The organism is Stenotrophomonas sp. ATs4 (genome assembly GCF_051861585.1).
GTDB classification, from domain to species: domain Bacteria; phylum Pseudomonadota; class Gammaproteobacteria; order Xanthomonadales; family Xanthomonadaceae; genus Stenotrophomonas; species Stenotrophomonas maltophilia_AS.
In genome coordinates this window covers 623,783-644,775 of record NZ_JBLYPK010000001.1, presented here as the reverse complement: position 1 = coordinate 644,775, position 20,993 = coordinate 623,783, and the positions used below count along the sequence as shown (strand labels likewise).

General features: G+C 67.4%; 21 protein-coding genes. 11 read left to right on the top strand and 10 right to left on the bottom strand.

The window, feature by feature from the left end; translation table 11 throughout:
• Positions 1-43 precede the first annotated feature (43 nt).
• Positions 44-1,258 (top strand): MFS transporter, encoded by a 1,215-nt coding sequence (locus tag ABR323_RS03045; protein ID WP_439448139.1) that lies wholly within the window; start codon positions 44-46, stop codon positions 1,256-1,258.
• The gene (locus ABR323_RS03040; protein WP_439448138.1) at positions 1,255-2,448 is read left to right on the top strand and encodes an MFS transporter; all 1,194 of its coding nucleotides are present in this window, start codon (positions 1,255-1,257) and stop codon (positions 2,446-2,448) included. Before ABR323_RS03045 ends, ABR323_RS03040 begins: the two co-directional genes overlap by 4 nt.
• A 112-nt stretch (positions 2,449-2,560) precedes the next feature.
• On the opposite strand, the gene ABR323_RS03035 is transcribed toward ABR323_RS03040, so the two are convergent.
• Positions 2,561-4,672: a M13 family metallopeptidase gene (locus ABR323_RS03035; protein WP_439448137.1), complete on the bottom strand. Its 2,112-nt coding sequence runs from the start codon at positions 4,670-4,672 to the stop codon at positions 2,561-2,563.
• A 177-nt stretch (positions 4,673-4,849) separates the two neighbouring features.
• Here ABR323_RS03035 and ABR323_RS03030 point away from each other — a divergent pair, with 177 nt between their 5' ends.
• On the top strand, positions 4,850-7,912 hold the full coding sequence (locus ABR323_RS03030; RefSeq protein WP_439448136.1) for a bifunctional diguanylate cyclase/phosphodiesterase: 3,063 nt from the start codon (positions 4,850-4,852) through the stop codon (positions 7,910-7,912).
• Positions 7,913-8,054: 142 nt separating this feature from the next.
• Here the strand turns inward: ABR323_RS03030 and ABR323_RS03025 are convergent, their stop codons facing one another.
• A complete protein-coding gene (locus ABR323_RS03025; protein ID WP_439448135.1) occupies positions 8,055-8,936 on the bottom strand; it encodes a LysR family transcriptional regulator in 882 nt (293 codons plus the stop codon).
• 96 nt (positions 8,937-9,032) lie between these two features.
• Between ABR323_RS03025 and ABR323_RS03020 the strand changes: the two genes are divergently transcribed.
• From ABR323_RS03020 to ABR323_RS03010, 3 genes are all read left to right on the top strand, one after another.
• On the top strand, positions 9,033-9,443 hold the full coding sequence (locus ABR323_RS03020) for a DoxX family protein (protein WP_439448134.1): 411 nt from the start codon (positions 9,033-9,035) through the stop codon (positions 9,441-9,443).
• A gap of 31 nt (positions 9,444-9,474) precedes the next feature.
• A complete protein-coding gene (locus ABR323_RS03015) occupies positions 9,475-10,263 on the top strand; it encodes a dioxygenase family protein (protein WP_049443501.1) in 789 nt (262 codons plus the stop codon).
• Between the two features lie 117 nt (positions 10,264-10,380).
• Positions 10,381-12,030 (top strand): Na+/H+ antiporter, encoded by a 1,650-nt coding sequence (locus ABR323_RS03010; RefSeq protein WP_439448133.1) that lies wholly within the window; start codon positions 10,381-10,383, stop codon positions 12,028-12,030.
• A gap of 49 nt (positions 12,031-12,079) precedes the next feature.
• Here ABR323_RS03010 and ABR323_RS03005 read toward each other — a convergent pair whose 3' ends face one another.
• Positions 12,080-12,328, bottom strand: coding sequence for a DUF3297 family protein (locus ABR323_RS03005; RefSeq protein ID WP_012509930.1), 249 nt, complete (start codon positions 12,326-12,328; stop codon positions 12,080-12,082).
• Between the two features lie 89 nt (positions 12,329-12,417).
• Here ABR323_RS03005 and ABR323_RS03000 point away from each other — a divergent pair, with 89 nt between their 5' ends.
• Positions 12,418-12,960: a DUF6630 family protein gene (locus ABR323_RS03000; RefSeq protein ID WP_135272161.1), complete on the top strand. Its 543-nt coding sequence runs from the start codon at positions 12,418-12,420 to the stop codon at positions 12,958-12,960.
• A gap of 123 nt (positions 12,961-13,083) precedes the next feature.
• Here ABR323_RS03000 and ABR323_RS02995 read toward each other — a convergent pair whose 3' ends face one another.
• From ABR323_RS02995 to msrB, 5 genes are all read right to left on the bottom strand, one after another.
• The gene (locus tag ABR323_RS02995) at positions 13,084-13,359 is read right to left on the bottom strand and encodes a DUF4031 domain-containing protein (protein ID WP_439448132.1); all 276 of its coding nucleotides are present in this window, start codon (positions 13,357-13,359) and stop codon (positions 13,084-13,086) included.
• A gap of 13 nt (positions 13,360-13,372) precedes the next feature.
• Positions 13,373-13,885 carry a hypothetical protein gene (locus ABR323_RS02990; RefSeq protein ID WP_135272163.1) on the bottom strand — a complete coding sequence of 171 codons (513 nt, stop codon included), beginning with the start codon at positions 13,883-13,885 and terminating at the stop codon, positions 13,373-13,375.
• A 139-nt stretch (positions 13,886-14,024) separates the two neighbouring features.
• The gene (gene motB / locus ABR323_RS02985; RefSeq protein WP_439448131.1) at positions 14,025-14,987 is read right to left on the bottom strand and encodes a flagellar motor protein MotB; all 963 of its coding nucleotides are present in this window, start codon (positions 14,985-14,987) and stop codon (positions 14,025-14,027) included.
• A gap of 3 nt (positions 14,988-14,990) precedes the next feature.
• Positions 14,991-15,845: a flagellar motor stator protein MotA gene (gene motA, locus ABR323_RS02980; RefSeq protein WP_089238437.1), complete on the bottom strand. Its 855-nt coding sequence runs from the start codon at positions 15,843-15,845 to the stop codon at positions 14,991-14,993.
• A gap of 91 nt (positions 15,846-15,936) precedes the next feature.
• Positions 15,937-16,404 carry a peptide-methionine (R)-S-oxide reductase MsrB gene (msrB, locus tag ABR323_RS02975; RefSeq protein ID WP_439448130.1) on the bottom strand — a complete coding sequence of 156 codons (468 nt, stop codon included), beginning with the start codon at positions 16,402-16,404 and terminating at the stop codon, positions 15,937-15,939.
• 140 nt (positions 16,405-16,544) lie between these two features.
• On the opposite strand from msrB, the gene ABR323_RS02970 reads away from it, so the two are divergent.
• Complete coding sequence (locus ABR323_RS02970; protein WP_135272166.1) at positions 16,545-16,916, top strand: classical arabinogalactan protein 4; 372 nt, start codon at positions 16,545-16,547, stop codon at positions 16,914-16,916.
• Between the two features lie 160 nt (positions 16,917-17,076).
• Entirely contained in the window at positions 17,077-17,259 is a 183-nt protein-coding gene (locus tag ABR323_RS02965; protein ID WP_044569475.1) for a hypothetical protein, read from the top strand.
• A 56-nt stretch (positions 17,260-17,315) separates the two neighbouring features.
• On the opposite strand, the gene ABR323_RS02960 is transcribed toward ABR323_RS02965, so the two are convergent.
• A complete protein-coding gene (locus ABR323_RS02960) occupies positions 17,316-17,795 on the bottom strand; it encodes an Lrp/AsnC ligand binding domain-containing protein (protein WP_004140558.1) in 480 nt (159 codons plus the stop codon).
• Positions 17,796-17,944: 149 nt separating this feature from the next.
• Here ABR323_RS02960 and ABR323_RS02955 point away from each other — a divergent pair, with 149 nt between their 5' ends.
• Together ABR323_RS02955 and alr are read left to right on the top strand one after the other, a co-directional pair.
• Positions 17,945-19,249, top strand: a complete 1,305-nt coding sequence (locus ABR323_RS02955) for a D-amino acid dehydrogenase (protein ID WP_135272168.1) — start codon at positions 17,945-17,947, stop codon at positions 19,247-19,249.
• Complete coding sequence (gene alr, locus ABR323_RS02950) at positions 19,228-20,298, top strand: alanine racemase (protein WP_439448129.1); 1,071 nt, start codon at positions 19,228-19,230, stop codon at positions 20,296-20,298. Before ABR323_RS02955 ends, alr begins: the two co-directional genes overlap by 22 nt.
• A 73-nt stretch (positions 20,299-20,371) precedes the next feature.
• Here alr and ABR323_RS02945 read toward each other — a convergent pair whose 3' ends face one another.
• On the bottom strand, positions 20,372-20,935 hold the full coding sequence (locus tag ABR323_RS02945) for a DUF3016 domain-containing protein (RefSeq protein ID WP_135272170.1): 564 nt from the start codon (positions 20,933-20,935) through the stop codon (positions 20,372-20,374).
• Positions 20,936-20,993: the final 58 nt, after the last annotated feature.

The window sequence follows — 20,993 nt, the reverse complement described above, 5'->3', positions numbered from 1 at the left end:
TGGCGCGCTCCGTGCCAGGCAAGTCGCCGCCCTGGAGATTGCGATGGCCACCCCTTACCGCGAGCTGTTCGCCGCCCCCGGCACCGTCGGACTTGCCCTGGCCGGGTTGCTGGCGCGGCTGCCATTGCCGATGACCGGCATCGGCATCATCACCCTGCTGTCGCAGCTGCGCGGGAGCTATGCACTGGCTGGAGCGGTGTCGGCCACCTTCGTGCTGACCTACGCGCTGCTGTCGCCGCAGGTATCACGCTGGGTCGATCGCCATGGGCAGGGCCGGGTATTGCCGTGGGCGACTGCAGCCAGCGCGACCGGACTGTTGTTGCTGCTGGCCTGCACCGTGCTGCAGGCGCCGGACTGGACGCTGTTTGCCACGGCGATGCTGGCCGGCTGCATGCCCAGCGTGTCGGCGATGGTGCGCGCACGCTGGACCGCGATCCATCGTGGCCGCCCTTACCTGCAGACCGCGTACTCGCTGGAAACCGTGTTCGACGAAGTGACCTTCATCGCCGGCCCCCCATTGGCGGTGGGGCTGTCAGTGGCGATATGGCCTCAGGCCGGTGTGTTGGCGGCGGCTCTGCTGCTGGTGGCCGGCATGGTGGCGCTGGTACTGCAGCGTGGCACCGAGCCGCCGCTGCAACCGATTGATGGCGCGACACCCCGCCGCTCCCTGTTGCGGCAACCGGAGATCCGCCTGTTGGCACTGCTGATGCTGGCGATGGGGGTGATCGTCGGCACCGTCGACATCACCAGCGTGGCCTTCGCCGAGCAGCGCGGACAGCCGCTCGCAGCCAGCATCGTGCTGTCTGCCTACGCCATGGGCAGCTGCGTGGCCGGCCTGCTGTTCGGCGCGTTGAAGCCGCAGGCACCACTGCGTCTCCAGTTGCTGCTGGGCGCCGCCGCCACGGCGCTGACCGCACTGCCGCTGCTGTGGGTCGGCAACCTGCCCTCGCTGGCGGTGGCGGTACTGGTGGCCGGCCTGTTCTTCGCCCCGACCATGATCGTGGCGATGGCACTGGTTGAACGGTGCGTGCCTGCCTCGCGCCTTACCGAAGGCATGACCTGGCTGCTGGCCGGGCTGAACATCGGCGTCGGCGTCGGGGCCGCGCTGTCAGGGCGGCTGGTCGATGCAGGCGGTGTGCGCAGTGGTTTTGTCCTCGCGCTGTGCGCGGGATCCATCGTGCTGCTGATGGCTGTGTTCGCACAGCGTCCGCTGCATCGCTCCTCTTCGTCTGTCCCTGCTGAAGGAATCATCCCGTGAGTGCTTCTTCGCCCGAACGTGCCGCTCCCGCGGTCCGCCCTGCCTGGTGGGCGGTGTCTGCCATCGGCCTTGCCACCTTCTCGGTGGTCACCACCGAGATGCTGCCGGTCGGCCTGCTGACGCCGATCGCCGGGACCTTCGGTGCATCCGAAGGCACTGCCGGCCTGATGATCTCGTTGCCGGCACTGCTGGCCGCAGTGTTCGCCCCACTGGTGGTGATCGTCGCCGGGGGTATCGATCGCCGCCGCATCCTGTGCGCGCTGCTGGGCCTGTTGTGTGTGGCCAACATCGCCTCGGCGCTGGCGCCGGGCATCGGCTGGTTGCTGGCCGCACGGGTGCTGGTGGGGTTCTGCATGGGCGGCATCTGGGCCATCGCCGGTGGCCTGGCGGCGCGTCTGGTACCGGCACAGCGCATTGGCCTGGCCACGTCGATCATCTTTGGCGGCGTCGCCGCCGCATCGGTGCTGGGCGTGCCGTTGGGTGCGCTGATCGGGGAAGCACTGGGCTGGCGCAGCGCATTCGCGGCGATGGCGCTGTTCAGTGCTGCAGTCCTGCTGCTGCATGCCAGGGTGGTCCCCGCGTTGCCGGTGGAAACCTCGGTACGCGCGGCGCAGTTCGTGCAGCTGCTCGGCCATCGCGGCCTGCAGCACGGCCTGTGCCTGACGCTGCTGCTGGTGACCGGGCACTTCATCGCCTTCACCTATGTGCGGCCGTTGCTGACCACGGTGTCGGGCGTGGATGCGATGTGGATCGGCGCACTGCTGTTCGCCTATGGCCTGGCCGGCATTGCCGGCAACTTCATCGCCGGTCCGATGGCTGCACGGCATCCGCGTGGAATGCTGCTGGCGATTGCCCTGGGCCTGCTGCTGACGCCGCTGTTGCTGCTGATGGTGGGAGGCGCACCGTTGGGGGGCGTGGTGGTGCTGCTGCTCTGGGGCCTTGCCTATGGCGGTGTGTCGGTGGGCCTGATGACCTGGATGATGAAAGAGGTCCCGCAGGCGCTGGAGATCGCCACTGCCCTGTACGTGGGCGTGTTCAACATCGGCATCGCAGTGGGTGCGTGGGGCGGTGGCCGCTTGCTGGATGGCATGGGCCTGCACGCCAACCTGTGGGCCGCTGCCGCGTTCGCGACGGCTGCGCTGCTGGTGGCCGCCGGCCTGCGTAGATCCACGCCATGCGTGGATGCCTGAGCGAGGCATGTGCCGACCAGGGTTGGCACCCACCAGAGCGAGGCATGTGCCGACCAAGGTTGGCGGCTAGCGGAAATGAAACGGGCGCCTTGCGGCGCCCGTTTCGGTTACATCACCACACCTTGACCCGCTTGTCCGGGGCCAGGTACAGCTTCTGGCCTTCCTTCACTTCGAACGCCGGGTACCAGGCGTCGATGTTGCGCACGGTCAGTGCGCGGAACTGGCCCGGTGCATGCACATCGGTCAGCAGCGAGTTGCGCAGCGCCTGCTCGCGGCTCTTGCTGCGCCAGGCCTGGGCAAAGCCGAGGAAGAAGCGCTGGTCCGGGGTGAAGCCTTCCAGGGTCTGGCCCGGCTTGCCCTGCAGCGACAGCTGGTAGGCGTCATAAGCAGTGCCCAGGCCGGCCACGTCGGCGATGTTCTCGCCCAGGCTCAGCTTGCCATTCACGTGCACGCCGGGGAACGGTTCATAGCTGCTGAACTGCGCGGCCAATGCATCGCCGGCAGCGTTGAACTGCTTCAGGTCCTCAGCGGTCCACCAGTTGTGCAGCTTGCCGGTTTCGTCGAACAGCGCACCGGCGTTGTCGAAGCCATGGCTGATCTCGTGGCCGATCACCGCGCCGATCGCACCGTAGTTCACCGCATCATCGGCGGCACCGTCGAAGAACGGCGGCTGCAGGATCGCGGCCGGGAACACCAGGCGGTTCTCCAGCGGCACGTTCATCGCGTTGATGGTCTGCGGCAGCATCGCCCACTCGCTGTGGTCGACCGCCTTGCCCAGCTTGGCGACGTTACGCTGGTATTCGAACAGCTCGGCGCGCTGCGCGTTGCCCAGCGCGTCATCACGGCGGATGTCCAGGCCGGTGTAGTCACGCCACTTTTCCGGGTAGCCCATGCCCACGGTCAGCCCGGCCACCTTGGCCTTGGCGCTGGCCTTGGTCTGCGGCGACATCCAGGCGAGCGCATCGATGCGCTTGGCGAAGGCGGCGATGATGTTCTTCGCCATTTCGTCCGCGCGTTCCTTGGTCTTGGCGTCGAAGTGCTTTTCGACGTAGCGCTTGCCGATGGCCTCGCCCACGGCGTGGTTGGCGTCGTCCACCGCGCGTTTCCAGCGGTCGCTCTGCTGCGGGGTGCCGCTCAGTGCGGTGCCATGGAAGGCGAAACGGGCATCGGCGAACTTCTTCGGCAGGTAGGCAGCGGCACGGTCCAATGCATGGAACGCCAGATAGTCCTTCCAGGCGTCCAGCGGCTCGGTGGCGACCAGCTTGGACAGGCCAGCAACGGCCTTGGGCTGCCACACGATGAAGTCCTGCTGCTTGCCCAGCGCCGCGGCATCGAGGAAGGCATTCCAGTCCATGCCCGGCGCCTTGGCATTGAAGTCGGCCTGGGTCCAGGGGTTGGCACCCTTGGTCACGTCATTGGTTTCTTCCTGGGTGGCGTGCGCCTGCGCGATCTTCGTCTCCAGCGCGAGGATGCGCTGCGCCTTGCCGGCCGGGTCGGCAACGCCGGCCAGCTGCAGCATCTGCGCGATGTAGGCCTGGTACTGCTTGCGCAGCTCGGCCATGCGGCCACCGCCCAGGTAGAAGTCGCGGTCGGGCATGCCCAGTCCGCCCTGCACCAGATACGGTGCGTTGCGGTCCGGCTGCAGCAGGTCCACCGACATCCACAGGCCGAACAGGCGGTCGGTGTAGAAGTTGGTGGCGTTGAGCAGGTCGACGTCGGCGCGCACATCGCCGCCGAGCGCTCGGGCCAGCCCGGCCTTGTCGGCGATCGCCTCGATCGCCTTCAGCTGCGGCTGCACAGGCGCGATGCCGTGCTGCTCGATGCCGGCTTCGTCCATGAAGGCGGCGTAGTAGTCGCCGATCAGCTTGTCGTCACCGCTGGCCTGCGCGTTGCCGGCAGCGCCTTCGAGGATGGCGCGGGTATCGGCCAGGGTCTTTTCGGCAATGACGTTGAAGCTGCCGAAGCGCGAACGGTCGGCCGGAATCTCGGTGTTCTTCACCCAGGTGCCGTTGGCGAAGCCGAAGAAGTCGTCACCGGCGGCGATGCTGCGGTCCATGCCGCTGGCATCGAAGCCGAAGCTGCCCAGCATCGGCTTGGCCGCCGCGGGCGCAGCATCGGCCGGTGCGGCCGTGCCGGCGGCCGGTTCGGCCGGGCGGTCGCAGGCGGCCAGGGACAGGCTGGCAACGATGGCCAGTGCCAGGGTGGGACGGCGCAGCTTGGACATGGACTTCTCTTGCAGCGGAAAACCCCAAGTCTAATCCGCCCCGGCCCGGCTGACCGTTCCGTTGCACCGCAGCGCCTGTGCAGGATCTGGCTGAACGCGCGGACGCGATCTTCACGGCGCCATCTGCGTGGTGCATGCTGGCCGCTTGGAACCCTGCGCGGACACGGGGCGGTGGCCATGCGGGGTGGGGTCAGGCGTCAAGAATGGCGTCCGCCGGCCGTTGAGGTCGGGGACGTGGAGGATTCGTTCGCGCATGAAGCCAGCTCACTGCACAAGGAAGACCGACCGATGCCCGCGCTGAAACGGGGGTTGGCCCGGCCGCTGCGCGCCATTACCTGGGGCGGCGTACTGCTGGGCGTGCTGCTGGTGGCTGGCTTGACCACCATGCTGGCCAACGACCATCACCGCCGGCTGGAGGCTGCGCAGCGCCAGAGCCGTGCGCTGGCGGTGGGCAGCGAACGCCTGCTGGCACTTGAACTGCGCAACCTGGAGCGGGCGATGTCCGGCATCGCCGCCGACGCGGCCGAACTGTTCGGCCGCGTGCCGTTGCAGGCGCCGGCCCTGCTCGATGCCTCCATCGGCGGCGTGCTGCGCCGCCATGCCGAGCTGCACAGCATCGTGGTGCTGGACCGCCATGGCCGTGCGGTCACTGCCGGCAAGGGCGATCTGAACTTGCCGCTGTGGACCGATCCGCAGCGGCGCGGGCAGGGCAGCGCGCTGTACATCGGTCCGCCGCAGCAGGCCGGCGACGACGGCTGGGTGGTGCCACTGGCACTGTCGATGGCCGATGATCGCTGGCTGCTGGCGCGGCTGCGCTGCGGTGAGCTGCAGCGCATCATCGGCGGGCTGGATGTCGGCCCGAACGGACTGGTCTCGATCAGCGATGCCGAGGGTTACATGCTGGCGCGGGTACCTGACCCACATGGCACGGTCGGCCGTCGCTTTGACCTGCCGCGGCGCGACCTGCTCGGCAAGCAGGCAGTGGTCGAACTGGGCAGCCTGCCGGGCGTGGTCGATGGCGTGCCACGGATCATCACCATCAGCACGCTCGAGCGCAGTCCGCTGGCAGTACAGGTCGGGCTGGCCGATGAGGATGTGCTGGCGCCCTGGTGGCCGTACCTGCAGGCATCGGTGGCGATCGTGCTGGCCTACGTGGGGGTGCTGCTGGTACTGCTGTACGCCGTGCGCCGCAGCACCCGCAGCCAGCAATCGATGGCGGAGGAGCTGAAGACCGGCCACGCCGAACTGCGGCTGGCCCACCAGGTGGGCCGTGTCTGCACCTGGTACGTGGACGAGGACGCGGCGCTGCTGCGCTGGTCGCCGTTGGCGCGCGAGATCTTCGGGGTGCAGACCGATGCGTTGCCGGTGGCCGATTTCTTCGCGCGCGTGCATCGCGATGATGCCGCGCGCCTGCAGCAGGCGTTCGACCAGGCCTTTGCTGGCAGCGCGGTGCTGGACCAGGTGTTCCGCCTGGTGCTGCCGGGTGGCCAGGTGCGCTGGGTGGGGGCGCGCGGCCAGCGGGTGGAAGTGGCCGACAGCGAGCGGCGCATGATCGGCGCACTGACCGACCTGAGCGAACGCTACCATGCGCGGGAGCAGATGGGCGAAGCGGAGCGTCGTTTCCGCTTGCTGTTCGACCGCAACCCGGCGCCGTTCTGGGTGTTTGATCCGGATACGCTGCGCTTCATCGAGGTCAACGATGCGGCCGTGCGCCAGTACGGCTACAGCCGCGAAGAATTCCTGGCGATGAGCATCCTCGACATCCGCCCGCGCGAAGGCTGGGAGGAGGTGAAGGGCGCCATCGCCAAGGCCCGCGTCGGCGAGCTGCAGGACGCGACCGTGCGCCTGCACCGGCGCAAGGACGGCAGTGTGTTTGAAGTGCGCGCACACCTGTCCAAGCTCGATTTCGATGGCCAGCCTGCGTGCCTGGTGCTGGCCGAGGATGTCAGCGAACGGCTGGCCTACGAACGTGACCTGGCCTACCAGGCACGGCACAACCCGGCCACCGGCCTGCTGAACGTGCGCGCGCTGACCGATCAGCTGGACGAGCACGACGTGGGTTACACCATCGCCTTCGTGCAGCTGCGCGGCCTGCAGCTGGTGGCCGATACGCTGGGCCGCGAGATCGGCGATGCAGTGCTGCAGTCGATGGCGACCCGGCTGGGCGGCCTGGGCGCGCGCTGCGGCACGCTGGCGTTCCAGCCAGCAGAGGATTTCGTGTTCGCCATCGCAGCCGGGCAGGATGTCCAGCGCGTGCTGGACGACCTGCTGCAGATCGTGTCGGCGCCGATGCGGGGCAAGGATTCGCTGCACCAGTTCGAGCCGCGTATCGGCGTGGCCACGCACGTGGCCGGTGACGGCCATGGCGCCGAGCAGGTGATCGGCATGGCGGCACAGGCGGCGCATGCGGCGCGCGCCGAGGGCAATGTAGTGGTCTGGTTCGACGCGGCGGTGACCACGCGGTTGGCCGACCGCCTGCGCCTGGCCGGGCGCATCCACGCTGCCATCGACAACGAATTCCAGTTGTACTTCCAGCCGATCCGGCACGCCGGTGATGGCAGCCCGGCGGCGCTGGAGGCCTTGCTGCGCTGGCCGCAGGCCGATGGCAGCTTCATTCCGCCCAACGAGTTCATTCCGTTGTGCGAAGACACCGGGTTGATCCTGGCGTTGGGACGCTGGGTGATCCGTGCTGCGGCCAAAGCACAGCGGCGGCTGGTCGATGCCGGTTGGGGCGAGCTGCCGATCGCGGTCAACGTGTCGGCGGTGCAGTTCTTCAACAGTGACCTGGTGACCGAGTTCACGCGTGCGCAGCAGGACTTCGGCCTGGCCCGTGGTGCGCTGCACGTGGAGCTGACCGAGAGCAGCCTGATGCGCAAGCCGGCGCAGGCGATGCAGACCATGCAGCGCCTGCACGAGCAGGGCATCAGCGTGTCGCTGGATGATTTCGGCACCGGCTATTCCAGCATGTCCTACCTGCAGCATCTGCCGCTGGACATCCTGAAGATCGACCGCAGTTTCGTGGCCGACGTGGAGACCAACCCGCGCAATGCCTCGATCTGCCGCGCGCTGTTGTCGCTGGGCCACAGCATGGGCCTGACCATCATTGCCGAAGGCGTGGAAACGCCGGGGCAGCTGGACTGGCTGGCTGCGCACGGTTGCGACCAGGTGCAGGGTTACCTGTTGGGGCGGCCTGCACCGCTGGAGAAGATCATCGACGCGTTGGATGAGGTGGCTGTCTAGGCCGCGCTTCGCGTTCGCCGGGCATGGCCCGGCGCTACCGGAACTGATCGGGGCCTGATGCGTTCGCCGGGCATGGCCCGGCGCTACCGTGTCACGTGGGCGCGCCTCTGGTAGCGCCGGGCCATGCCCGGCGGACGCACCCTTACACCCCGGTTTCCACCAGGTGGTCGATGAAGCTGCGTACCTTTGGTGCCAGGTGGCTGCGGCTGGTATAGACCGCGAAGATGCCGATCGGCGAGGCCTCCCACTCGGGCAGCACGCGCACCAGGCGGCCATCGGCCAGCGCGTCTTCCAGTAGAAAATCCGGCTGCAGGATCACGCCCATGCCAGCAATCGCGGCTTCGCGCAGCACATCGCCGTTGTTGGCGTGCAGCAGGCTGTTCACCGCCACCTTCACTTCACCGCCGGGCCCCTGCAGTGGCCAGTTGTTGCCGGCCACCCAGTAGCTGTAGCTCAGGCACGCGTGCGCCTGCAGGTCCTGTGGGGTTTGTGGGGTGCCGCGTGAGGCCAGGTACGAGGGCGCGGCGCACAGGCTTACCCGCGATTCGCCCAGGCGGCGTGCGATCAGCGTGGGGCCGGGCTCGCGGGTGATGCGGATGGCCACGTCGTAGCCTTCCTCGACCATGTCCACCAGGCGGTCGGACAGGGCTAGGTCCAGTTCCACCTGCGGGAAGCGTTCGCGGTAACTGGCCAGCAGCGGACCGAGGCGGGCGATGCCCCAGCTGACCGGTGCGTTGATGCGCAGCGTGCCTGAAGGCTCCAGCGCCTGCGCGCCGATGCTGGCCTCCAGCGCGTCGAACTCAGCCAGCAGGCGCACGCACTGGGCGTAGTAGGCGGCACCGGCACTGGTCGGGCTGACCCGGCGCGTGGTGCGGTGGAGCAGGCGGGTGGACAGGCGCTTTTCCAGCGCGGCGACTTGGCGGGTGACGCCGGCGGTGGACATGTCCAGGGCCAGGGCGGCGGCACTGAAGCCATTGCGCTCGACCACCGCCACGAACACGCGCATCGCCTCGAGGGTGTCCATTGTTGCGCCTTTTGAAATAAATACGGTCAAACGATCGTATTTATCGGCCCGTGAAGGCGCAATAACCTGTACCCACTTCCTTCAAGGTGCTTCCCCATGCACAGCACGACCGCTCCTGTTTCGCCGCTGGCCCCCTATGGCGCCACCCTGCTGCGCCTGGCCCTGGGCGTGCTGTTCCTGGTCCATGCGCTGACCAAGCTGCTGGTGTTCACCCCGGCCGGTACGGCGGCGTTCTTCGAGTCACTGGGTCTGCCCGGCGTGCTCGGCTACGTCACCCTCGGCGTCGAGCTGGTGATCACCGTCGCGCTGCTGCTGGGCATCTATGCGCGCTGGGTGGGCCTGGTCGGTGTGCCGCTGCTGCTGGGCACCATCGTCACCGTGCACGGCGCCAACGGCTTCGGCTTTGCCAACGCCGGCGGCGGCTGGGAATACCCGGCGTTCTGGGCGCTGGCGCTGCTGGTGCTGTTCCTGGTCGGCGATGGCAAGTGGACCCTGCGTTCGCGCTGATCGCCGCCTGATCCTGCAACTGGAGAATTCCATGTCCCGCCTGCCTTCGCTGTACATCTCCCATGGTTCGCCGATGACTGCCCTGCATCCGGGCCAGGTCGGTGTGCGCCTGGCCGAGCTGGCCCGCGACCTGCCGACGCCGCGCGCCATCGTCATGGCTTCGGCACACTGGCTGGGCCGGCAGCCGCTGGTCGGCGCGCATCCGCAGCCGCCGACCATCCACGATTTCGGTGGCTTCCCGCGCGCGCTGTTCGAACTGCAGTACCCGGCACCGGGCGATCCGGCGCTGGCCGAAGAGGTGGCCGGCCGTATCGCCGCCGCAGGACTACCGGTGGCGCTGGATCCGCAGCGTGGGCTCGACCACGGCGCGTGGGTGCCGCTGCGGCTGCTGCGCCCGCAGGCCGACATCCCGGTGGTGCCGGTGTCGATCCAGCCACTGCTCGGCCCCGAGCACCAGTTCGCGCTGGGCCGTGCGTTGGCGCCGCTGCGCGAACAGGGCGTGCTGCTGGTCGGCTCGGGCAGCATCACCCACAACCTGCACGACTGGGGCGACTACCAGGACGGCAAGGAAGCGCCCTACGTGCGGCCCTTCATCGAGTGGGTGGAGCAGCGCCTGGCCGCCGATGACCGCCAGGCCCTGCTCGATTACCGCCGGCAGGCGCCGTTCGCCGAACGCGCGCACCCGACCGACGAGCATCTGCTGCCGCTGTTCTTTGCGATGGGCGCGGCGGGCGAGGGCGGCTTCGGCGCACGTCGCATCGACGCCGGCATCGATGCCGGTTTCCTGGCCATGGACCTGTATCGCTTCGACGGGGCATGAGCCGGGGCTGACGCGCGGCGGCCCCGGCCGTCGCGGTCGTGGCCGCATGTGGTAATTTTTTCCGGGTTTCCGGCGCTGGCCCTCGAGCCTCCCCGCGCGCCGCTTCCTGGAAGAAGCATGCATACCATTGAAGTCGTCCTGGCGATGCTGGTGGCCGTTGTCGCCAGCGGCTACCTGGTTCGCGTCCTGCCGTTCTCGTTGCCGCTGCCGTTGGTGCAGATCGGTCTGGGCGCGGTGATCGCCGGAGTGTTCAACCGCGGTCATGCGCTGGAGCCGGAGGTGTTCTTCCTGCTGTTCCTGCCGCCGCTGCTGTTCCTCGACGGCTGGCGCATCCCCAAGCAGGGCCTGTTCCGCGATAAAGGCGCGATCCTCGAACTGGCGTTCGGCCTGGTGGTGTTCACTGTCATCGGCGCCGGCCTGTTGATCCATTGGATGATTCCGGTGATGCCACTGGCGGTGTGCTTCGCGCTGGCGGCGATCGTGTCGCCGACCGACCCGGTGGCGGTCGGCGCGATCGCCTCCAAGGCGCCGATTCCCAAGCGCCTGATGCACATCCTGGAAGGCGAGTCGCTGCTCAACGATGCGTCGGGCCTGGTCTGCTTCCGCTTCGCGGTGGCGGCGGTGATGACCGGCACCTTCTCGCTGGCCACCGCTTCGCTGACCTTCCTGTGGGTGGCGGTGGCCGGCCTGGTCGTGGGCGTGGCGGTCACCCTCGGTGTTTCCACCTTCCAGCGCTGGCTGTGGCGGCGATTCGGCGAAGAGCCGGGTGCGGCGATGCTGGTCAACCTGCTGATTCCGTTCGCGGCCTACCTGCTGGCCGAAGAAATCAACGCCTCCGGCATCCTGGCTGCGGTCGCAGCCGGCATCTCGATGAGCTATGTGGAAATGACCGGCCGCGTCTCCGGCAGCATGCGCGTGCAGCGTGCCGGGGTCTGGAACATGCTGCAGTTCAGCTTCAACGGCATCATGTTCGTGCTGCTGGGCGAACAGCTGCCGGGCATCGTCGAACGCGCCACCACCACCATGAACGAGAGCGGCCACCAGAGCGCATGGTGGTTGCTGGTCTACGTACTGGTGATCAACGCTACGTTGATCGCGCTGCGCCTGCTGTGGGTGTGGCTGTCGCTGCGCTGGAACCTGCTGCGCGCGCGGCGGCGCGGGCTGGAGCGTGGCGAGGCGCCGAACTGGCGCATCGTGGTGGCCACTTCGGTGGCCGGTGTGCGTGGTGCGATCACCCTGGCCGGTGTGCTGACGCTGCCGTTGTTCCTGCCCGATGGCAGTCCGTTCCCGGCGCGCGACCTGGTGATCTTCCTGGCCGCGGCGGTGATCCTGTTCTCGCTGGTTGGCGCCAGCGTGGCACTGCCGCAGCTGCTGAAGGGCCTGCAGCTGCCGGCCGATTCGGGCGAGCGCAAGGAAGAAGACCTGGCACGCCGGTTGTCATCGAAGGCCGCGCTGGCGGGGGTGGAACGCATGCGCCAGCAGATGGTGATGAACCAGAACACCGAGAATGTGCAGCTGTACAACGATGCCGCCTCGCGGGTGAGCCTGCTGTACCAGCGGCACCTGGAGAAGGACAGCGACGGGCCCGACGTGGACCCGGAGAAGGTGCAGCGCATGGAGCTGGGCTATCGCCAGCTGCGCAGCGCCGGCCTCAATGCCGAGCGCGAGGAATTGTTCCGGCTGACCCGGCGCGGGGTGATCTCCGATGAGATCTCGCGGCGCCTGATCCGCAACCTGGACCTGCTGGAATCGCGCAAGCGCGAATGACCGTGTACCCCGGGTGGGTGCGGACCTTGGTCCGCACACCTTTCAGCCCTTACTCCGGCTTCGTTTCCAGGAAATACGCTTCGACCTTGCCCTTGACCTTGATGGTCATCGGGTTGCCGCGGCGGTCGCGGGCCTTGCCGGCCTGCACGCGGATCCAGCCTTCGCTGACCGAATATTCCTCGACGTTGTCGCGCTCGACGTCGTTGAAACGCACGCCGACACCGCGCTCCAGCGCCTGCGCATCATGGAAGGGGCTGGCCGGGTTGATCGCCAGGTGGTCGGGAGGGGTATCGCTCATCGCTTCATTCAGGGTGACGGCCACCAAGGCCGACTTCAGCGCTACAGGATAAACCGTAGAATGCCTGCCTGCCCCAAGGACTGCCCGCCATGCCCGACAACAGCGATTATTTCGACTTCGAAGAAGATGCCCAGGATTTCGACGAGGCCGATTTCGAGGCGCGTGTCTGGAACCTGCTGGTACTGATCAACCCGGGCGATGACGAGCAGGCCCTGCAGCAGTTCAACCGCTGGCGCGAGCAGCTGGCAGAGCAGGGGCAGCCGCTGGAGGCTGACAGTGATTGGCTGCCGGCCCTGCTCACGGCCATTGCCTGGCAGTCCGGCTTCGACGTGGAGCGCGATGACCTGGATTCCCTGCAATCGGCGGTCAACGAGCTGTCGGCGCGCTTCAACGTGCAGCTGGACTGGGGCGGTGACCTGGACGACGAGGACTTCGCCTCAGACCTGGACGGGGTGCAGCTGATGTCCACCGCCTTCGATCGCCTGCGCGAACACAACTACACGCTGTGGAGCGTGGATGCCGGCAGCGATGGCTTTACCGGCGTGATGGCACTGACCCGCGACGACGACGCGATGCTGGCCCTGTGCTCGCTGCTGAACGTGGAAATCCGCCTGGGCAGCGACCCGTTCTGATCAGGGCAGGTGGGTGCGGAGCCCGCCTATGGGTGGATGCCAACCTTGGTTGGCATGCCCTCTGCCCGATGTGCGGACCAAGGTCCGCACCCACCACAGCAAGCGGTAGCCTCCAATGCCTGCCTACGGCCGGTATTGCGCCCGGGCATTGGCGATCACCGCTTTGACCAGCGCGCGGTCGGTATGCCGGGAAATAGCACGCGCACCCAGCGCGATCGCCTGTGCACGCAGGTCTGCAGTGACATCGTAATGCGCACCACTGGCCTTGTTCTGGAAGGCCCGTGGTGGGATGCCGAGCTGCGCCGCCATCGCGTGCAGCTCGGCCAGGGTATCGGCCATCAAGTGCGCCCAGCGCTGTCCGCGCCAGGGATGCACCGCGTCGTCGACGTAGACCGACACCGCCGCGGCCGGATCAGGCCTGCGGCTTGCCGTCGGCGTCGGCGGCCGGGGTGGCCTCGGCGTCGGCAGCGCCTTCGGCGCCGGCGGTCTCTGCAGCGGCGTCATCGGCAGCCGCCTCGCTTTCTGCGGCTGCGTCTTCGGCCTGCTCGCTGGCGAACTCGGCCACCAGCTTGTCCAGGTACTCCTCAGCGGTCTGGCCGGCTTCAGCAGCCAGGGTGTCCAGCAGCTTCTGCATCAACTCGGAGTATTCCAGGGTAACCGTGCGGCCTTCGGCTTCCTGCATGTTCGACAGGTGCTTGAGCATGGCCAGCATCGGCACCGGGTTGTCGGCGTTGCCCATGGTCTGGCCGCCGATGGCCAACAGCCACTCACGGCCCTGCAGGCCGATGGCGGCGACGGCCTGGCCGTCTTCGCTGAGCAGCACGGCATGGTTCTGCACCTGCTCGCGGGCGTTCAGACGGAGGAACGGACGCTTGACCTGCTGCTTCTTGCGCTTGTCGCGCTTGGCCTTGGAGTTCTGGGACATGGGGTGGGGACCTGAAAAGGAAAGACCGCCATTGTACTGGGTGCCGCGCTGCGCGCTCGCCGGGCATGGCCTTGGTGGGTGCGGACCTTGGTCCGCACGCTCTGCGCCCGATGTGCGGATCAAGGTCCGCACCCACAGTTTATTCTGCTTGCCCCTGCACAGATTGTTCTGCCTCACCCTGCGCAGCCTGCACGTCGGGGTCGGCGGTCGGTGCCGACAACCCCACCTGCGGGCCCGCACCGGCCAGCGCAGCCGCCTCGGCAGCCTGGGTCATCACCACGATGCTGATGCGGCGGTTGATCGGGTTCTGTGGGTCTGCCTTGTCGAACAGCACCGAGGAGGACAGGCCGACCACGCGGGTGATCTTGCTGTCTTCCAGGCCGCCATCGATCAACGCGCGCCGTGCGGCGTTGGCACGGTCGGCGCTCAGTTCCCAGTTGCCATAGCCACGCGCGGCCGAATAGGCGGTGATGTCGGTGTGGCCGGTCAGGCTGATCCGGTTCGGCACGTGGTTCAGGTACTCGGCCAGCTCGTGCAGGATCTGCTGCGTGTACGGCTTCAGCGTGGCGCTGCCGAGGTCGAACATCGGCCGGTTCTGCTTGTCCACGATCTGGATGCGCAGGCCTTCCGGGGTCAGGTCCAGCAGCAGCTGGTCCTTGAACGGTTCCAGTGCCTGGCTCCTGCTGATCGCCTCCTGCAGCTCCTTCATCAGCGCTTCCAGCTGTTGCTTGTCGCGCTGCTGCTCGTCCACCGGGCGCGGTACCGATTTCTGCTGGTTCTGGAAGGGGTCGCTGCTGTTGCCGCGGGAAATATCGGTGGCGCCACCCAGCTTGATCATCGAGGTGCTGGCGCCGCCCGGCCCGGCCATGCCCGGGGCCGGCGTGGCGCTGGAACCGACCAGTGGGCTGGGGTTGCGGAAGTACTCGGAAATGGCCGCGCGCTCGGGCTTGCTGGTGCTGGCCATCAGCCACAGCACCAGGAAGAAGGCCATCATCGCGGTCACGAAGTCGGCGTAGGCGACCTTCCACGAACCACCGTGATGGGCAGCGTGGCCGGCCTTCTTGACCCGACGGACGATGACGGTGGGCTTGGTCTCGGCCATGGCTTACTTGACCGTCTTCAGGTGCTGCTCGAAATCGGAGAAGGCCGGACGCACGTTCGAAGGCAGCGTCTTGCGGGCGAATTCCAGCGCGATCTTCGGGTTGTAGCCGCGCAGGCAGGCCAGCAGGGCGGTCTTCACCGACTCATAGATGCGGCTGTCCTGCTCGGCACGGGCTTCCATCGCCGAGGCCATCGGGCCGACGAAGCCGTAGCCCAGCAGAATGCCCAGGAAGGTGCCGACCAGCGCGCCGGCCACATGGCCACCCACTTCGACGATGTCGCCGCCGATCGAGCCCATGGTGATGACGATGCCCAGCACCGCAGCCACGATGCCGAAACCGGGCAATCCGTCGGCGACCTTGTTCATCACCTGCGACGGTGCCATCGCCTCGGCGTGGTGTTTTTCCAGCTCCAGTTCCAGCAGCGGTTCCAGCTCGTGCGGCTCGATGTTGCTGCCGATCATCAGGCGCAGGCAGTCGGTGATGAAGTCGATCAGGTGGTGGTCGGCCTGGACCTTCGGGTAGTTGCCGAACAACGCGCTTTCAGCCGGGCGCTCGACATGGTCTTCCAGCGCCATGAAGCCCTCGCGGCGGGCCTTGTTGAGCAGTTCGTAGACCAGGCTGAGGACGTCGATGTAGTCCTGCTGCTTGTAGCGCGGGCCCTTGAACACACCGACCATGGCCTGCAGGGTCTGCTTGACCGTCTTGGCCGGGGTGCCGACCAGGAACGCGCCCAGTGCGGCACCGCCGATGATGACCAGTTCGTAGGGCTGCCAGAGGGCACCCAGGCGTCCGTGGGCCCCGAGGTAGCCCCCGAGCACGCTGATGATGACGACCAGGAATCCAACGATGATGAGCATGGGGCGACGCAGGGAGGGGGGATATCTCCTTGTCGGCCCGTCGCCCGGTTTTCTGAAGAGGGAATTCTGTGAAATCGGTCAGCGGGGAATTTCAGCCCGCCACGCCGCTTTCCGCACTGCCGCGCTGCAACGGGTCAGGCCAAGGCTCACCATTGCCGGTGAATGAAAGTGAGACGGAGTTCAGGCAGTGGCGCTCGAAGGTGGGCGGCGGACCGTCCGGGAACACGTGGCCCAGATGGCTGCCGCAGCGCGCGCAGGTGATCTCGGTACGGACCATGCCGTGGCTGGTATCGCGGATCTCGCGCACGTGCGCCGGGTCGAACGGAGCAAAGAAACTGGGCCAGCCGGTGCCGGAATCAAACTTGGTGCTGGAGCGGAACAGTGGCAGCGCGCACAGCCGGCAGCAGTAGACGCCCTCGCGCTTGTTGTCCAGGAACACGCCGCAGAACGGCGCCTCGGTGCCGTGCTGCAGCAGCACGCGGCGCTCCTCGCTGCTGAGGCCGGCTATCAGCGCCTCGGTCTGGGTGGCAGTGGGGGGCGTCAGGTCGAAAGCAGTCATGCCGGCTCTCCGTGGGGTCGATGGCCTGGGGATGCCGGAAAACGTGGGGGTTCCGGCGCAACCTTGCAAGTGTGATGGCCGTTCATGGCCGGCACACAGCTTCGGGCGCAAGGTGAATGCGAACCGCGCTGGAGCGTGCCATGAAACCGTCCTTCCCCCTGTTGCTGATGACGCTGGTGCCTGTGCTGGCGCTGGCCCAGGTGCCGACCGGCAATCCGACGGCGACCCGCAGCAGCACCACCGTAGCCCCACCGCCCGTGGTGCCGCCTGTGCAGCCTGCGCGCCCGCAGCCGCAAGTGCTGCCCTCGCCGCAACCGGCACAGCCCATCAAATCCACCGGCCCGGCCCAGGTTGCACCGGTTCCGGCACCGAAGCCGGCCGACAAGGTCTACGACCGCAACGGCCGCATCATCCCCGGGGTACGCCCGGCCGGACCTAACCGTGTATTCGATTCGCGCACTGGCCGCTATTACGACAGCGTGCCCAGCGGCGACGGCCAGCAGATCCGGTAGCGCTGGGCCATGCCCGGCGGTGGGGCAGTGCGTTGCCGACCCAGGTTGGCAGCCACCGGGCCTGAACCCACGAAAACAGCCTCCTGGCGATCACTGCTTTTTCGCCTGCGATTAACCGTTGCGGGACCACCGTGGCCCTGCGCCGGCACTCTGCCGCCGCATGTCCTTCGTCCACTGGATCGCGATCATGAAAAACCAGCAGAACCGTCATCCCGGCAAGGAACCGCAGGGCCGTAACCCGCAGCAACAGCAGCAGCAACAGCAGCAGATGGACCCGCAGCAGCCGCACAAGGGTGGCAAGCAGCAGGAACAGCGCTCGCAGAAGCACCCGCAGCAGCGCTGACCGGTCCCGGGGTCGGATCCCGCGTAGCGGGCTCTGACCCCACCCTCGCAACCGCCTCAATCGGGAATCGGCAGGCTCAGCGTCTCCTTCACCTCTTCCATCACGATGTAGCTCTTCGACTCGCGTACGTGCGGCAGCGTCAGCAACGTGCTGCCGAGCAGCTTGCGGTAGGAGGCCATTTCACTGATCCGTGCCTTCAGCAGGTAGTCGAAATCACCCGACACCAGGTGGCACTCCAGCACGTTCGGCAGCTTCAGCGCTGCGCGCCGGAATTCCTCGAAGATGTCGCCGGACTTGTAGGCCAGGCTGATTTCCACGAACACCAGCAGGCTGGCCTTTACTGCCGCCGGGTCGAGGTGGGCGTGGTAGCCGGTGATCACCGCTTCGCGCTCGAGCCGCCGCACGCGCTCGGTGCACGGGGTGGTGGACAGGCCCACCCGCTCGCCCAGTTCGGTGAAGGAAATCCGGCCCTCGGCCTGCAGGATGCGCAGGATCTTGCGGTCGATCTTGTCCAGTTCGCGGGTACGGGTGGCCATGGCCGTCAACCTTGGGGAATGAATTGCAGGAGAACATCCTGCCGGTTGATTGTAAATCAGGCGAATCAACTGGTATTGGCTGTCTATACTTCCCCAATTATGGTCCCGGCACGCTCCAGTGCAGGGAATGATCGGGTTGGAGAAGTCCCATGCGAGTCCTAGTCCTCGGCAGCGGCGTGATCGGCACTACCAGTGCCTGGTACCTGCGACAGGCCGGGTTTGAAGTCACGGTCATCGACCGTCAGCCCGGCCCGGCGCTGGAAACCAGCTTCGCCAATGCCGGCCAGCTGTCGTTCGGCTATACCTCGCCGTGGGCCGCCCCGGGCGTGCCGAAGAAGGCGATCGGCTGGCTGTTCGAAAAGCACGCGCCGCTGGCGATCAAGCCGGGCATGGACCTGGCCCAGTACCGCTGGCTGTGGCAGATGCTGCGCAACTGCACCCACGAGCGCTATGCGATCAACAAGGCGCGCATGGTGCGCATGTCCGAGTACAGCCGCGACTGCCTCAATGAGTTGCGTGCGCAGATCGGCATCGAGTTCGAGGGCCGCGACCTGGGCACCACCCAGCTGTTCCGCACCCAGCAGCAGTTGGATGCCTCGGCGCAGGACATCGAGATCCTGGCTCAGTACGGCGTGCCGTACGAGGTGCTGGACCGTGCCGGCATCATCCAGGCCGAACCGGCGCTGGCCCATGTCGATGGTCTGGTCGGCGCGCTGCGCCTGCCGCGTGACCAGACCGGCGACTGCCAGCTGTTCACCCGCCGCCTGGCGCAGATGTGCGTGGACGCCGGCGTCGAGTTCCGCTTCGACCAGGACATCACTGGCCTGGTCTCTGATGGTGAGCGCATCACCGGCGTGCACGTCAACGGCGCGCTGGAAACGGCCGACCGCTTCGTGGTCGCGCTCGGCAGCTATTCGCCGGCACTGGTCGCACCGCTGGGCATGCGCCTGCCGGTGTACCCGCTGAAGGGCTATTCGCTGACTCTGCCGATCACCGATCCGGCAATGGCACCGACCTCGACCATCCTCGATGAGAGCTACAAGGTGGCGGTCACCCGTTTCGACGACCGCATCCGCGTCGGTGGCATGGCCGAAGTGGCCGGCTTCGATCTGTCGCTGTCGCAGCGCCGCCGCGAGACCCTGGAGCTGGTGGTCAGCGACCTCTATCCGAAGGGCGGCGACCTGTCGCGCGCGCAGTTCTGGACCGGCCTGCGCCCGGCCACGCCGGACGGTACGCCGGTGATCGGCGCCACGCCGTTGCGCAACCTTTACCTCAACACCGGCCACGGCACGTTGGGCTGGACCATGGCCTGCGGCTCGGGCCGCTACCTGGCCGACCTGATGAGCGCGCGCCAGCCGCAGATCAGCACGGAAGGCCTGGATATTTTCCGCTACGGCCAGTACGGTCACGCGCCGCAACACGAGAACCGCACATGCGTCCTGCCCGCGCGCTGATCGATCTGGGCGCCCTGCGCAGCAACTACCGCCTGGCCCGCGAACTGGGCGGTGGCAAGGCCCTGGCGATCATCAAGGCCGATGCCTACGGGCATGGCGCGGTGCGCTGTGCGCAGGCGCTGGAAGGCGAGGCCGATGGTTTCGGTGTAGCCACCATCGAAGAAGCACTGGAACTGCGCCAGGCCGGCATCCGTGCGCCGATCCTGCTGCTGGAAGGCATCTTCGAAGCCAGTGACATGGCGCTGGTGGCCGAACACGATTTCTGGTTCGCCGTGGGTTCGCCGTGGCAATTGGAGGCCGTTGCTGCCTTCGACAGCCCGCGCCCGCTGACGGTGTGGCTGAAGCTGGACAGCGGCATGCATCGCCTCGGCCTGGACGTGGACAGCTTCCGTGCGGCGCACGCGCGCCTGTTGGCGCTGCCGCAGGTTGCGCACATCGTGCTGATGACCCACCTGGCGCGCGCCGATGAGCTGGACAGCGAACGCACCCACGAGCAGGCGGCAACGTTCGCCCGTGCGATCGACGGCCTGGAAGGTGAGACCAGCGTGTGCAATTCGCCGGCCCTGCTGGGCTGGCCGGATGTACGCAGCGACTGGGTGCGCCCGGGGCTGATGCTGTACGGGGCCAATCCGTTGCCCGACAACAGCGATCTGACCGCACGCCTGCGCCCGGTGATGACCATGCAGTCAAAGGTGATCGCCGAGCGCTGGATCGAACCCGGAGAACCGGTGGGCTATGGCGCCCGCTTCGTGTCGAAGGTGCGCACCCGCGTCGGCGTGGTCGCGCTGGGCTATGCCGACGGCTATCCGCAGTTCGCGCCGAACGGCACCCCGGTGCTGATCGACGGCCAGCCCGGTGCGCTGATCGGGCGCGTGTCGATGGACATGCTGACGGTGGACCTGACGGCGCACCCGCAGGCTGCGGTTGGCAGCGTGGTGGAGCTGTGGGGCAGTGCGCCGACGCTGTCGGAGCTGGCACCGCGCTGTGGCGTGAGCGCTTATCAGTTGCCGTGCGCGGTCAAGCGCGTGGCGCGCGTGTACGTCGATTGATGCATCGCCGGGCATGGCCCGGCGCTACCTCTGGACATCCGGTAGCGCCGGGCCATGCCCGGCGGTTGTTTGATCAACGCGCAGCGGTCGCCTGGCTGGCCAGCTGCCGCTTCACCCAGTCATCGATCAGGCGCTTCTCGTAGCGCAGCGGATCACTGTCGCTCTTCAGCCCCAGGTTGTGCAGATAGCCGGTGTCGCTCAGGCGCGCATCGCCTTCGCTGATGATGCGGCCGCTGGCATCCTTCAGTGTGTACTGCAGGCTGATGCGCGGCGGGTAGATGTCACGCATGATCCGGATGTCGCTGCCGCGTGGGCCGTGCCACGGCTCATAGTCGCCGGCACGCTTGATGTCGACCAGGGTCACGTCCAGGGTCTGCCCCGGTTGCAGCGGCTTGGCGGCGGTGGTCTGCAGGTAGCGCGCCAGCTGCTGCACCCAGTCGCCGCGCTCGGCTTCGAAGCGGTTGGTGCTCTGGCGGATCTCGGTGAACTTGGCCGGATCATCCCATTTCACGCTGACCGGGCCATCGGCCTGCAGCGCACGCGGGGCTTGCGCGTCGGTCACGGTGCGCGGGGCCGCGTTGGCACCGCCCGCCACCAGGGCGCCTGCCAGCAGGGCAATCGCGAGTGAGCGTTTCATGACGGTCTCCTGCGTCCCGCCCATGGGGACGATGTTGATCACAGATCGAGTGTGATCC

What these genes read in the sequence shown, in the direction of transcription:
- ABR323_RS03025 (WP_439448135.1), bottom strand. Translation starts at nt 8,936, where the DNA reads ATGGACACCCTCGAGGCGATGCGCGTGTTCGTGGCGGTGGTCGAGCGC.
- ABR323_RS02970 (WP_135272166.1), top strand. Translation starts at nt 16,545, where the DNA reads ATGAAACCGTCCTTCCCCCTGTTGCTGATGACGCTGGTGCCTGTGCTG.
- ABR323_RS02955 (WP_135272168.1), top strand. Translation starts at nt 17,945, where the DNA reads ATGCGAGTCCTAGTCCTCGGCAGCGGCGTGATCGGCACTACCAGTGCC.
- ABR323_RS03030 (WP_439448136.1), top strand. Translation starts at nt 4,850, where the DNA reads ATGCGGGGTGGGGTCAGGCGTCAAGAATGGCGTCCGCCGGCCGTTGAG.
- motB (WP_439448131.1), bottom strand. Translation starts at nt 14,987, where the DNA reads ATGGCCGAGACCAAGCCCACCGTCATCGTCCGTCGGGTCAAGAAGGCC.
- ABR323_RS03000 (WP_135272161.1), top strand. Translation starts at nt 12,418, where the DNA reads ATGCCCGACAACAGCGATTATTTCGACTTCGAAGAAGATGCCCAGGAT.
- ABR323_RS02965 (WP_044569475.1), top strand. Translation starts at nt 17,077, where the DNA reads ATGTCCTTCGTCCACTGGATCGCGATCATGAAAAACCAGCAGAACCGT.
- ABR323_RS03005 (WP_012509930.1), bottom strand. Translation starts at nt 12,328, where the DNA reads ATGAGCGATACCCCTCCCGACCACCTGGCGATCAACCCGGCCAGCCCC.
- ABR323_RS03035 (WP_439448137.1), bottom strand. Translation starts at nt 4,672, where the DNA reads ATGTCCAAGCTGCGCCGTCCCACCCTGGCACTGGCCATCGTTGCCAGC.
- motA (WP_089238437.1), bottom strand. Translation starts at nt 15,845, where the DNA reads ATGCTCATCATCGTTGGATTCCTGGTCGTCATCATCAGCGTGCTCGGG.
- ABR323_RS03015 (WP_049443501.1), top strand. Translation starts at nt 9,475, where the DNA reads ATGTCCCGCCTGCCTTCGCTGTACATCTCCCATGGTTCGCCGATGACT.
- ABR323_RS02990 (WP_135272163.1), bottom strand. Translation starts at nt 13,885, where the DNA reads ATGTCCCAGAACTCCAAGGCCAAGCGCGACAAGCGCAAGAAGCAGCAG.
- ABR323_RS03020 (WP_439448134.1), top strand. Translation starts at nt 9,033, where the DNA reads ATGCACAGCACGACCGCTCCTGTTTCGCCGCTGGCCCCCTATGGCGCC.
- ABR323_RS02945 (WP_135272170.1), bottom strand. Translation starts at nt 20,935, where the DNA reads ATGAAACGCTCACTCGCGATTGCCCTGCTGGCAGGCGCCCTGGTGGCG.
- ABR323_RS02960 (WP_004140558.1), bottom strand. Translation starts at nt 17,795, where the DNA reads ATGGCCACCCGTACCCGCGAACTGGACAAGATCGACCGCAAGATCCTG.
- alr (WP_439448129.1), top strand. Translation starts at nt 19,228, where the DNA reads ATGCGTCCTGCCCGCGCGCTGATCGATCTGGGCGCCCTGCGCAGCAAC.
- msrB (WP_439448130.1), bottom strand. Translation starts at nt 16,404, where the DNA reads ATGACTGCTTTCGACCTGACGCCCCCCACTGCCACCCAGACCGAGGCG.
- ABR323_RS03045 (WP_439448139.1), top strand. Translation starts at nt 44, where the DNA reads ATGGCCACCCCTTACCGCGAGCTGTTCGCCGCCCCCGGCACCGTCGGA.
- ABR323_RS03010 (WP_439448133.1), top strand. Translation starts at nt 10,381, where the DNA reads ATGCATACCATTGAAGTCGTCCTGGCGATGCTGGTGGCCGTTGTCGCC.